Origin of the sequence: Streptococcus sp. (assembly GCF_032481935.1) — a bacterium.
In the GTDB taxonomy this organism is placed as follows: Bacteria; Bacillota; Bacilli; order Lactobacillales; family Streptococcaceae; genus Streptococcus.
In genome coordinates this window covers 1-12,286 of sequence record NZ_JAWERU010000020.1, presented here as the reverse complement: position 1 = coordinate 12,286, position 12,286 = coordinate 1, and the positions used below count along the sequence as shown (strand labels likewise).

Genomic DNA, 12,286 nt, shown 5'->3' with positions numbered 1-12,286 from the left:
GCATTTTTTATTGCAAATTAACTTTATTCTTCAAGATATAGTAGGTTCCGAGATAGAAGGCTGCGCTGAGGATGAGGTCTTTAAAGATTTCAGCGGACATCATCATGCTATAATTCAAGCTTGGACTAAACATGTCGACAAATCCAAGGACTATGTGGATAACAATATAGGCTAAGACAGCGAGGGCTGTACGGTATTCATTAAAGAGCTGTCCAATTGAAATAGACAAGTAGATGCAAAGGATGCCTGCTACAGTGCTTATGAAAAATGAAATCAAGGTTAACCAGAAATTTTCAATATAATGTACGAATAAGTAATCAAAAAAGTAGGAATCAACCATATTTGGGTCAATGGTTGCAAAGATAATGTAAATACTTAGGAAAAAAACTGCTGAACTGATTATAGACCAAATGAAGGCTCCCAAGAGTTTGGCCAAGATGATCTGGTGTTCGGAAACTGGCAAGGTCAAAGTGAGATAGCCTTGGCGATCGTAGACACTACCCTTGAAGCGACGGATGATCAAAATCAAGGTTGAAATACTCAAGGTAATAAGTAGTCCACCAAAAACCAGACCTAGAAACACTAACATAATCATTTGTTGATCGGGAGTATCGATGGATTTTAGGGAACTAGCTTGAGCCCCAATAAGGACAGAAAGTGCCAGTACAGCACCATAGAGGGCTAAATACCATTTGTTAACATTTTTAAATTCATAACGAACTAAATTCCAAAACATAATAATCTCCTTTATCTAGGCTTTGAATTCGTGGCGGAAGAGCTGGTCGATAGACTCTCCAGACTCATAGCGAATATCATCAACATTTCCTTGACGGACGACTTTTCCATCCTTGAGGAAGATAATCTCATCCAAGATTGGTTCGATATCTGAAATCAAGTGGGTTGAAATCAAGACAGTTGAAGTTGGAGAGTAGTTGTTGATGATGGTGTTCAAGATATAGTCACGAGCTGCTGGGTCGACACCACCGATTGGTTCGTCAAGCACGTATAGACGAGCATCACGACTCATGACAAGGATCAACTGAACCTTTTCTTTGTTCCCTTTTGAGAGTTTCTTGAAACGGCTGTTCTCATCGATGCCCAGGTCACGAAGGAGACCTTGAGCACGTTCAAGATTGAAATCTTGGTAGAAGGTCTTGAAATAAGTGAGAGCTTCTTTGACCTTCATCTGTTCGTTGAGGTAGGTCGTATCAGGGAGATAAGAAACAATCGCTTTAGTTGCTGGACATGGTTCCATGTCGTTAATAAGGACACGGCCTTCCTCTGCTTGTAGCAAGCCGTTGATTAGTTTAATCAAGGTTGTCTTTCCAGAACCGTTTGGGCCAAGGAGGCCAACGATTTTTCCAGCTGGAATTTCAAGGGAAACATTTGTAAGAGCAGGGCTTGCTCCATAGGATTTTGACACATTTTCAAATGCTAACAAGGTCATAGTTTAAACTCCTTCAATATAATCTCTCAAAACAGTCGGTAGTTCTTCTTTTTCATAGCCAAATTCTACCATGCCTGTTACAAACTGTTGCAGCTGTTCTTCTGACAGTTGCTTACGGGATTGGAGGATCAAGTCCAAATCCTCTGTGACAAAGCGTCCAGATGTCCGCTTGGTATAGACAAAGCCTTCTCTCTCCAAGTCCGATAGGGCACGCTGGATGGTGTTGGGATTGACCCCTGCCTCGCTTGCTAATTCTCTAACGGTTGGAAGCTGTTGATTGGGCTCGAGTTTATGGGAAATAATCTGCAATTTGATTTTCTCCATAATCTGCAAATAAATGGGTTTATTGTTATCAAATGTCCAAGACATCACGATCTCCTTTCTAATTACCTTTGTGTTAATTCAATAATACAACAAAACAAAAAACTTGTCAAGCCAAAAGGAGAATTATTTTGGGAATTGTTCAAAAAATGGTATAATGAAAAGAAAACGACAAGGAGGGAAAGGCATGCGTTGTCCAAAATGTGGCGCTACAAAATCAAGTGTTATCGATAGTCGCCAGGCTGAAGAAGGAAATACAATCAGAAGAAGACGTGAGTGTGAAGAGTGTCAGCATCGGTTTACAACCTATGAACGTGTTGAAGAGAGAACGCTGGTTGTGGTAAAAAAAGATGGTACACGGGAACAATTTTCAAGAGATAAAATCTTTAACGGGATTATTCGTTCAGCCCAGAAACGTCCAGTGTCAAGTGATGAGATTGGCATGGTGGTCAATCGCATCGAACAAAAACTCCGTAGTCGCAATGAAAATGAAATTCAGAGTGAGGTTATTGGCTCTTTGGTTATGGAAGAGTTGGCAGAGTTAGATGAGATTACTTATGTACGTTTTGCCAGTGTTTACCGTAGCTTTAAGGATGTGAGTGAACTTGAAAGCCTACTCCAGCAGATCACACAATCCTCTAAAAAGAAAAAGGAAAAATAAATGAAGCCAAATGACCGTTTTTCTTTTGTAAAGAATAATCGGGTGTCGCAAGATACCTCATCAATGGTGCAGTGCTACCTCCCGATTATCGGTCAGGAGGCGCTGAGCCTCTATCTTTATGCTGTGACTTTTTGGGATGGTGGTCAAAAGGAACATCTCTTTGCAGCTATGCTTAATCATCTGAATTTCGGGATGGATACCCTTTTAAAGGCTTTTAAAACTCTAACAGCCATGAAATTGGTGACCCTCTATCAGCAGGGGGAGGCCTATAACTTGTTACTCCATTCTCCCTTATCAACTCAAGAATTTTTACAACATACAGTTTATCGGACTTTGTTAGAAAAAATGATTGGGGATAGTGCGGTTGCAGCCATGAGACAGGAAGGTGTTGAAGGGGAACCTATCTCGGTGTCCTTGAGTCAAATCTTTCCTCAGTTATCTGAGTCTGCGAGTCAAGAAACCTCTGGCAGTCAGCCAGCAGCAGATGATTTTGATTTGGAGCATTTCCGTCAGCTTATGGCTCGCGATGGTCTTCGTTTTAAAGATGAGACTTCGGATGTTCTGGCCTTGTTTGCAATAGCAGACGAGCAGAAGTGGACCTGGTTTGAGACTTATCATGTAGCCAAAGCGACAGCAGTGTCGCAAGTGATTTCTGTCAAACGCATCCGCGAAAAGATAGCGCAAAAGCCTGTGACTTCTGACTTTAGTCCCAAGGAAGCAACCATTATCCGAGAGGCTAAGAGAAAGACAGCCTTGCAGTTCCTTGCTGAGATTAAGCAGACCCGCAAGGGAAGTATTACTCAGACTGAACGGGACCTGCTCCAGCAGATGGCAGCCTTGGGTTTGCTGGATGAAGTGATCAATGTTATCTTGCTCCTAACCTTTAATAAGGTTGATTCAGCTAATATCAATGAAAAATACGCCATGAAGGTGGCTAATGACTACGCCTATCAAAATATTCGTAGTGCCGAGGAGGCTGTCCTCCGTATTCGTGAACGTGGCCAAAAAGCAAAAACGCAAAAGCAAAATCAGACTGCCCCAGCAAAAACCAATGTGCCTAAATGGAGCAATCCTGAATATAAGAATGAAACCAGCGAAGAAACTCGCTTAGAACTAGAACGTAAGAAAAAAGAAATGTTAGCTCGATTAGAAAAAGGAGGAGACTAGATGGAAAGTGTCGGAGACGTACTCAAGCGTCAACCAAGCCGATTTCAGTATCAGGATTTGGTCCAGCAAATTGTGAAAGACCCTGATGTTGCGGCCTTTATCCAGAAAGAATCTCTCAGTCAGGAGGAGTTGAACCGAAGTATTTCCAAGTTTAACCAATATATCACTGAGAGAGATAAGTTCCTCCGAGGAGATACAGACTATATCGCGCGTGGCTACAAGCCTATCCTAGTCATGAACCATGGCTATGCAGATGTCTCTTATGAGGAAACTCCGGAGCTAATCGCGGCAGAAAAAGAAGCGGCGATTAAAAATCGTCTCAAGCTAATCAATCTTCCAGCTAGCCTCAAAAAAGCCAGTCTAGCTCAAGTTGATTTGGACGACCTTGGACGCTTGCCTGTTTTTGAAAAGCTCCTAGCTTTTGTGGAACAATATCCAACTATCCGAAAAGGTCTTTATTTATATGGGGATTTTGGAGTTGGTAAGAGTTTTATGGCAGCAGCCCTGGCTCATGATTTATCTGAAAAACGTGGAGTATCTACAACTCTGCTCCACTATCCGAGCTTTGTCATTGATGTCAAAAATGCTATTGGGGATGGCTCTGTCAAAACCTTGGTAGATGAAATCAAGCTGGCAGAAGTTCTGATTTTGGATGATATCGGTGCTGAGCAATCAACACCGTGGGTCCGTGATGAAATCTTGCAGGTGATTCTTCAGTATCGCATGCAGGAAGATTTACCGACTTTCTTTACTTCAAACTTCAATTTTGAAGATTTGGAAAAACATTTTGCAAAAGGCAAGAACGGAAATGACGAAACTTGGGAAGCCAGACGTGTCATGGAACGTATCCGTTACCTTGCTGAAGAAACACAACTAAAAGGAGAAAACCGTCGATGACAGAAACTACAACATTAATGAAGTCCCACTCTTCAGTACGTCGCTTTAAGGAACAAGAAATTCCTCAAGCTGACCTAACTGAAATTTTAACTGCCGCACAAATGGCCTCTTCTTGGAAAAACTTCCAATCTTATTCTGTGATTGTTGTAAGAAGCCAAGAAAAGAAGGATGCCTTATTTGAGCTAGTTCCTCAGGAAGCGATTCGCCAGTCTGCAGCCTTTCTCCTCTTTGTCGGTGACCTAAACCGTGCAGAAAAAGGGGCTCGTCTCCATACGGATGTTTTCCAACCTCAAGGGGTGGAAGGACTCCTCATCACTTCAGTAGATGCTGCGCTTGCTGGGCAAAATACCTTGCTTGCGGCAGAAAGCCTAGGCTACGGTGGAGTGATTATCGGTTTGGTGCGTTACAAGTCTGTTGAATTAGCAGAATTGTTTAAGCTTCCTGACTATACCTATCCAGTCTTTGGGATTGCACTAGGTGTTCCAAATCAAAAGCATGATGTAAAACCAAGATTGCCACTAGAGAATGTTGTCTTTGAGGAAGAATACCAAGAACAGTCAACTGAGGCAATCGAAGCCTATGACCGTGTACAGACTGAATATGCAGGTGCGCGTGCGACTACAACTTGGAGTCAACGTTTGGCAGAGCAATTCGGCAATCCAGAACCAAGCTCGACTCGAGAAAATCTTGAGCAGAAGAAGTTATTGTAGAAAGTGAGAAAACATGGCCTTACCAACTGTTGCCATTGTGGGACGTCCCAATGTTGGGAAATCAACCCTATTTAACCGTATCGCGGGAGAACGCATCTCAATCGTAGAAGATGTTGAAGGTGTAACGCGAGATCGTATCTATGCCACAGGTGAGTGGCTTAACCGTTCTTTTAGTATGATTGATACTGGGGGTATCGATGATGTCGATGCGCCTTTCATGGAACAAATCAAGCACCAGGCAGAAATTGCCATGGAAGAAGCAGATGTTATCGTCTTTGTCGTGTCTGGAAAAGAGGGAATTACAGATGCGGACGAATACGTTGCCCGTAAACTCTATAAAACTCATAAACCAGTCATCCTAGCCGTTAACAAGGTTGACAACCCTGAGATGCGAAATGATATCTATGATTTCTATGCTCTAGGATTGGGTGAACCGCTACCGATTTCATCTGTTCATGGTATCGGGACAGGGGATGTGCTGGATGCTATCGTTGAAAATCTCCCACATGAAGTTGAAGAAGAAAATCCAGATGTTATCAAATTCAGCTTGATTGGTCGTCCAAATGTCGGAAAATCTAGCTTGATCAATGCCATTTTGGGAGAAGACCGCGTCATTGCTAGCCCTGTAGCTGGTACTACTCGTGATGCCATTGATACCCATTTTACAGATGCTGATGGCCAAGAGTTTACCATGATTGATACTGCTGGTATGCGTAAGTCAGGTAAAGTCTATGAAAATACTGAGAAATACTCAGTCATGCGTGCCATGCGTGCTATTGACCGTTCAGATGTAGTCTTGATGGTCCTCAATGCCGAGGAAGGTATCCGTGAGTATGACAAGCGTATCGCAGGTTTTGCCCACGAAGCTGGTAAAGGGATGATTATCGTGGTCAATAAGTGGGATACTCTTGAAAAAGACAACCACACCATGAAAAACTGGGAAGAAGATATCCGTGAGCAGTTCCAATACCTGCCTTACGCACCGATTATCTTTGTTTCGGCTTTGACCAAGCAACGTCTCCACAAGTTGCCTGAGATGATCAAGCAAATCAGCGAGAGTCAAAATACCCGTATCCCATCAGCTGTCTTGAATGATGTGATTATGGATGCCATTGCTATCAATCCAACACCGACCGACAAAGGGAAACGCCTCAAGATTTTCTATGCGACTCAAGTGGCAACCAAACCACCGACCTTTGTTATCTTTGTTAACGAAGAAGAACTCATGCACTTCTCTTACTTGCGTTTCTTGGAAAATCAAATCCGCAAGGCCTTTGTCTTTGAAGGAACACCGATTCATTTGATTGCAAGAAAACGGAAGTAGTGATTGTAAAAAAACGATAGAACATCAAGACTTGTTCTATCGATAATCTACCCCATCAAATCATTTGCAAAAGATGTGAACAGGATTTGGTTTGTAGTATATTATTGAAATTGAAAAAGGATGGAATGATTTTCCATCCTTTTTTATAGCGGAATAAATCTATATTCCTAGGGGGACAATATTTATACTCAATGAAAATCAAAGAGCAAACTAGGAAGCGAGCCGCAGGCTGTACTTGAGTACGGCAAGACGAAGCTGACGTGGTTTGAAGAGATTTTCGAAGAGTATTAATCTTTCTTACCTTTTAGTAAGAAGGTAGCCGATAAGGCTAGGCTGAGACCTGCTATAAAGAGGAGAGGGCTAGCTTGTTCACCTGTGGCTGGGAGTTGTTTATCATTCGTAGAGACCTGATCATTGGCTTCATTACTTTCAACCAATGGTTTTGTGGTTTCTAGATTTCTTTCTTCCGTATGAGCTGGGACAGGTTTAACAGTTGAGCCTTCTGTCTTGTAGACAATAGCGTAGGTGCTCACGTCAAAAGTAATAAACTCAATCATACCGTCTCGAATGGTGAATTCTTGTGGTTTTAATTCACTTGTTGAAGTTAATTGATAGAGTTCTTGAACATCACCTGAAATTGGTAGTCGAACGAGTACAGCACCTTTTGGTTGAACTGGCTGTCCATCTTTATCCTTGAGTTGAAGAGTGTAAGCATCGTATTTCTTGCCCAAGAGTTCTTTGTTTTCAACTTTTTGACTATCGAGGTAGCTTGCGCCTCCTAGTTCAGTTGTTCCACTAATAACTTGAACTTTTGTAATCTTGTCTTTCAATACTTTGAGTTTAAACTCAGGAACTGTGTTACTTGGCGCGGCTTGACCACTACCTGTCCCGATAGGGCCAGTATATTCAGGTCTTTCCACAGTAGGTGCTTTCTGATCCCCAGTTGTTCCGATAGGACCAGTGTATTCAGGTCTTTCCACGGTAGGTGCCTCCTGCTCCCCAGCAGTTCCGATAGGACCAGTGTATTCAGGTCTTTCCGCAGTAGGTGCCTCCTGCTCCCCAGCAGTTCCGATAGGATCAGTGTATTCAGGTCTTTCCGCAGTAGGTGCTTTCTGATCCCCAGTTGTTCCGATAGGACCAGTGTATTCAGGTCTTTCCACAGTAGGTGCCTCCTGCTCCCCAGCAGTACCAATAGGATCTGTGTACTCAGGAATGGTTACTACTGGAGCAGGATCATCCCCTTTACTTGTTTGGATTTTTTCTTCCACTGGACTAGTTTCATCCTTAGGAAATACTGTTACAACAGAGCTGCTGATTGTTTTTCCTTGGATGGCATAAGCTTCTATCGGATTACCAGCTTTACGATCTGTAGTTTCAGGGATGTCTAGTTGGACCTTATTATCCTTGATGGTTAGAACAGTTTGCTCGCCTGATGTGACAAGATGGTCATCATCGACTTTTCTGAGTAGAAGAGGATCTTTGATACCAGGGAAGGTGACAGCGACTCCATCCCAATTACCAGTTGGTAGGGTTAAGGTAACAGTCTTATCTTTGGACTTAATAGGATCAAGGCTTGGACTATCGAGAGACACAGATGGTGCTTTTAAAATTTCAAAGGAATCAAGAGAGATTTTCTTTCGCCCTTCTGGAGAATTTGGATCTACTTTCAAAGTTAGGACGTGTTCACCATCAGCTAGATTGGTGAATTCGCCAATCAAAGCACCTTTTTCTGTTGCTCCTGGAGTGAAGAAGTCAAGGGCTGGCATCTCTTTGCCATCCAGTGTGACAAGTGCCTTGCCTAGTGATGCTGTTTTTAATCCATAGATTCGGATACCTGTTCCAGAGAATGGGATGGTTGCAGTGGCTTCAGAAGCGAGGCTAGCATCAGCGTTGATGTCAGCGTATTTTTCTGTAGAAGCATAGAGTTCTGCATCAGTCCAGTCTTTAAAGGCAGAACCATACTGGATACGTGAATCACGATCGTCTATCTTCTCAACTGTTTCTCCTTGTCCTGGGAAAACCTTGAAGTAATCTAAGGAAATTTTTGAGCGTTCACTTCCTCGTCCCTTATGTTCGCGTTTAACAGTGATGGTCATGAGGTGAGGGCCTGAAGAAAGATTTGTGTAACGTCCTATTAATACACCTTTTTCAGTTGCTCCTGCTGTATAGAAGTCAAGTTCTCCAACAGATTTACCATCGATTTTAACGTCAGCAAGTCCCAATTGAGATGACTTGAGTCCGTAAATTTCAATACCTGGTCCATTGAATGGAATAGTTGCAGTCGCATCCTTATCGGAATAATTCCCATTTGAGATATCGGCGTATTTCTCTGTTCCACCAAAGAGTTCTGAGTCAGCCCAGTTTCCATAAGCAGAGCCGTACTGGATGCGTTTGTCACGGTCATCCATCAACTCACTGAAGGCATCGATAGAAGCAGAATCTGAAACTGGTGTTGTACGGTCCCCTAGCATAGCCTTAACGCTATAAGTATAGGCATGACTAGAATCAATTGAGCGATCGATAAAGTGAGTTTGGTTGGTGATGAACTCACGAACGCTAGGAGTTTGGCTGTTTTCATCCTTGCTTTCTCGTCGGATGACATAATGACTTGCTCCCTCAACTGTATTAAAGTCGAGTTCAGCTGTGACGGAATCTTTTCGAAGGGCTGATAAGCGAGTCACTCGTCCAGGGAAGTTTTCAAAGGTAATGACATCACCTTTTTGAGTCGCAAGTTGGATACGGTTATCTTTGAGGCGACTAGCTTGAACTTCCTTGCCATTAATCTTGATAATACTAGATTCGATATTTGGATAGTCTACGACTAAGTCTCCACCAACATTAGAAAGGAAAGATAGCGTTTCAAGATTTTTCTCTTTCCATTTCATGCTGACTTCAAAGTTACCACGAGCGACTAAGCCTGAGACTTGACCGTCTTTCCAAGCATCTGGAAGGGCTGGTAATGGGGCAATGTAGCCTGTGTGAGACTGAAGGAGCATTTCTGCCATACCGCTAGTTGCACCAAAGTTCCCATCGATTTGGAAAGGCGCATGGGTATCCCAGAGATTTTCTAGAGTTGAGGATCTGAGCTGTTCTGCCAATAAACGGTGGGCACGATTTCCATCTAGGAGACGAGCCCAGAGGTTGATTTTATTGGCCTTAGACCAACCAGTACCACCATCTCCACGGTGATTTAGGGTTGCGCGTGCAGCTTCTAGATATTCAGGCTGATCCTTGCCAAATAGAGTACCTGGGAAGAGTCCAACCAGATGAGAAACGTGGCGGTGATGGTTTTCAATACCTTCGTTGGTGAATTGCGGGCTGTCTTCTTCGTACCATTCTTTGATACGGCCGTCTTGGTTGATATGAAGTGGTTTGAGCTTATCAAATTTAGCTTTCACTTCTGTCACCAAATCTTGGTCGATCTTCAGATGATTGGCTGCTTCCATATAGTCGTGGAATAACTGCCAAACTAGAGATTGGTCAAAGGTATTCCCAATCGTGATGGTTCCATGTTCTGGTGAGTAGGATGGAGAAGAAACCCAGCGGTCACTAGCCTTGTCGTAGTGCAAGAAGGAATTCCAGAACTTAGCAGTTTCCTTGAGCATTGGATAAATCTTTTCTTTTAGGTAAGTTTCATCCTTGGTGAATTTGTAGTAGTCATAGACGTTCTGCATCATCCAAGCATTGGCAGCAGGAGACCAACCCCAATAGTAGTTCCAACCAGGAGTAGTCCAGCCGAATGGTGTCGCTTGAGTATGAACCAACCAACCATTTTCTTGACCTTCTTTAGACTCGATACCTGCATATTCTTTAGCAGCTATACGGCCATAGTAGCGCATGTCATCGATATAATTGATCATTGGCTTAGCCGTTTCTGCGAGATTGCTCATGTAGGCAGGCCAGTAGTTCATCTGTAGGTTGACATTGAGGTGGTAGTCTGAGTTCCAAGGTGGATTATCTACAGCATTCCAGACTCCTTGCAAGTTGGCAGGGAGGGCATCTGTCCGGTTACGAGAAGAACTGATCAGTAGATAACGTCCGTATTGGAAGAAGAGTTCTTCTAGCTTTTGGCCTTTTGTTGGATTATAGGTTTGAAGAGCTTCTTTTGTAGTTTGATTAGACTTGCTACCTCCGAGGTTTAATTGGACACGGTTGAAAAGACTTTGATAGTCCTTGATGTGTTCATTTTTCAGAGTCTCATAGTCTTTGGCTATAGCAGCTTCGACGATAGATTTGACAGTTTTCTCTACGTCAATATCCTTGCGATAATTAGTTTTTGGATTTTGAGCAAAATTAGTCTTGGCACTGAGTAGCAGTGTTGCATAACTGGCTCCAGTGACAGTCAAATAACCATCTTGAGCAGTGACTTGTCCGTCAGTCTTGATACCAAGATAGGAAGCAAATTTCAGACCATTATCTTTGACAGTTCCCTTGAGTAAAATACCATTAGAATCAACGCTCACAGTCCCTTGTTTGTACTTAGAATTCTCCCAAGAATAGTCTCCGTTAGCAATCAAATCTTCAGTCAAGCTATTCCAAAGGGTAAAATCAAGCGTCTTACCTCCCTTTTTAGTCAAGTGGGTAACAGTGACGTCGTCTGGATAACTAGAGAAGGTTTCTCGTTTGAAACTTGTCCCATCTTGAGTATAGGAGGTAGTTGTGATAGCTTCAGAAATGTCTAAGCCACGATGATAGTCAGTAACATTTTCCAAGCCCTTCTTCTGGTTATTAAAGACCATGAAGATATCACCGAAGGCTAGGTAGCGACCGTATTGGGCATTATTTGGCCCAACCAAATTTCTCTCTGCTAGTTGTTTGGCTTTTTGACGATCACCGTCCTCTAGGGCCTTACGGATTTCAGCTAAGACTTTGTAGCGGTCCTTGTAGTTTCCTCCATTGTAGTCTTGACTATCTGGCTGTGGGCCTCCAGACCAAAGTGTTTTTTCGTTGTACTGGATTCTTTCTTCACCGATGAGTCCGAAAACCTTGGCACCCATTTCTCCATTTCCGACTGGCAGGGCTTGTTTTTCCCATCCATCATAGGAAGGAGCAGTTGGTTGGTTGTAATGTAGTTCGTAATGTTCTTGCTTGTTCACAGGAAGTTCTGGTTTCTCGCTCTCCTTATTGTCAGCAGGGGCGGTAGTAGCACTTGTCTCTGACTGACTACTAGTTTGAGGTAGTTCTGTCCCTGGGTTTGTTTGCTTTTCAGCTGATTCAGCTACAGGCTGAGTCTCTGTGTTAGAAGTAACAACTTCCTCAACTTTGGTATCCGGTTTAGCAGAGGTTTCAGTAATGGTTGCCTCACTTTCCGGAATCTCGACACCATCAGCGGCTACACCCTGTGCTGCTAAAAAAACAGCACCAAGTAAAACAGAGGCAGCTCCGACACTTAGTTTGCGGATGCTATACTTACAGGATTTTTCCCAATATCTCTTATCCACAAAATTCTCCTTTCTTAAATCTGTAAGCGCATACATTTTCTTTTAAAAAAATAAGTCTTGCAGAAATATGTGTGATTTTTTCAGATAATCTTAATATAACAAATAAACAACACTATTGCAAGGGCTTTCAGGAAAAATGACCTTATTTTACCAAATTTTAGTTCTTTTTAATTCTATTGAAAAAGATCAGAGATAAAAAATAATCTGAGTAATTACCAAGCTAAATTCCCAAACTAACTTCCATCGCCAATAAAAGTGGAAGTTAGTCTGATAAAAATCGTAAAAACCAGTGGAAATCCGTGTCAGGGTAAGTTCCAC

The 12,286-nt window shown here is 42.7% G+C and carries 9 protein-coding genes; 5 read left to right on the top strand and 4 right to left on the bottom strand.

Features of this window, described 5'->3' with window-relative positions:
• Nucleotides 1–7: 7 nt before the first annotated feature.
• From E7C97_RS05370 to E7C97_RS05360, 3 genes are read right to left on the bottom strand one after another with little or no spacing between them, the layout of a single operon-like run.
• Nucleotides 8–736 (bottom strand): hypothetical protein, encoded by a 729-nt coding sequence (locus E7C97_RS05370; protein ID WP_316108388.1) that lies wholly within the window; start codon nt 734–736, stop codon nt 8–10.
• 15 nt (nt 737–751) lie between these two features.
• On the bottom strand, nt 752–1,447 hold the full coding sequence (locus E7C97_RS05365) for an ABC transporter ATP-binding protein (protein ID WP_316108387.1): 696 nt from the start codon (nt 1,445–1,447) through the stop codon (nt 752–754).
• A 3-nt stretch (nt 1,448–1,450) separates the two neighbouring features.
• The gene (locus E7C97_RS05360; RefSeq protein WP_000119157.1) at nt 1,451–1,816 is read right to left on the bottom strand and encodes a GntR family transcriptional regulator; all 366 of its coding nucleotides are present in this window, start codon (nt 1,814–1,816) and stop codon (nt 1,451–1,453) included.
• Nucleotides 1,817–1,955: 139 nt separating this feature from the next.
• Here E7C97_RS05360 and nrdR point away from each other — a divergent pair, with 139 nt between their 5' ends.
• From nrdR to der, 5 genes are read left to right on the top strand one after another with little or no spacing between them, the layout of a single operon-like run.
• Nucleotides 1,956–2,429, top strand: a complete 474-nt coding sequence (gene nrdR, locus E7C97_RS05355) for a transcriptional regulator NrdR (protein ID WP_001203674.1) — start codon at nt 1,956–1,958, stop codon at nt 2,427–2,429.
• Entirely contained in the window at nt 2,430–3,596 is a 1,167-nt protein-coding gene (locus tag E7C97_RS05350; RefSeq protein ID WP_316108386.1) for a DnaD domain protein, read from the top strand.
• Nucleotides 3,597–4,493, top strand: a complete 897-nt coding sequence (gene dnaI / locus E7C97_RS05345; RefSeq protein WP_049503245.1) for a primosomal protein DnaI — start codon at nt 3,597–3,599, stop codon at nt 4,491–4,493.
• The gene (locus E7C97_RS05340; protein WP_049503244.1) at nt 4,490–5,203 is read left to right on the top strand and encodes an NADPH-dependent oxidoreductase; all 714 of its coding nucleotides are present in this window, start codon (nt 4,490–4,492) and stop codon (nt 5,201–5,203) included. The genes dnaI and E7C97_RS05340 overlap by 4 nt, the downstream gene beginning before the upstream one ends.
• 13 nt (nt 5,204–5,216) lie before the next feature.
• A complete protein-coding gene (gene der / locus E7C97_RS05335; protein ID WP_045762664.1) occupies nt 5,217–6,527 on the top strand; it encodes a ribosome biogenesis GTPase Der in 1,311 nt (436 codons plus the stop codon).
• A gap of 287 nt (nt 6,528–6,814) precedes the next feature.
• On the opposite strand, the gene E7C97_RS05330 is transcribed toward der, so the two are convergent.
• The gene (locus E7C97_RS05330; RefSeq protein ID WP_316108385.1) at nt 6,815–11,968 is read right to left on the bottom strand and encodes an SIALI-17 repeat-containing surface protein; all 5,154 of its coding nucleotides are present in this window, start codon (nt 11,966–11,968) and stop codon (nt 6,815–6,817) included.
• Nucleotides 11,969–12,286 lie beyond the last annotated feature (318 nt).

Bases quoted from the DNA above. Each gene is read 5' to 3' on its own strand.
- E7C97_RS05370 (WP_316108388.1), bottom strand. From the start codon at position 736: ATGTTTTGGAATTTAGTTCGTTATGAATTTAAAAATGTTAACAAATGG.
- E7C97_RS05365 (WP_316108387.1), bottom strand. From the start codon at position 1,447: ATGACCTTGTTAGCATTTGAAAATGTGTCAAAATCCTATGGAGCAAGC.
- E7C97_RS05360 (WP_000119157.1), bottom strand. From the start codon at position 1,816: ATGTCTTGGACATTTGATAACAATAAACCCATTTATTTGCAGATTATG.
- nrdR (WP_001203674.1), top strand. From the start codon at position 1,956: ATGCGTTGTCCAAAATGTGGCGCTACAAAATCAAGTGTTATCGATAGT.
- E7C97_RS05350 (WP_316108386.1), top strand. From the start codon at position 2,430: ATGAAGCCAAATGACCGTTTTTCTTTTGTAAAGAATAATCGGGTGTCG.
- dnaI (WP_049503245.1), top strand. From the start codon at position 3,597: ATGGAAAGTGTCGGAGACGTACTCAAGCGTCAACCAAGCCGATTTCAG.
- E7C97_RS05340 (WP_049503244.1), top strand. From the start codon at position 4,490: ATGACAGAAACTACAACATTAATGAAGTCCCACTCTTCAGTACGTCGC.
- der (WP_045762664.1), top strand. From the start codon at position 5,217: ATGGCCTTACCAACTGTTGCCATTGTGGGACGTCCCAATGTTGGGAAA.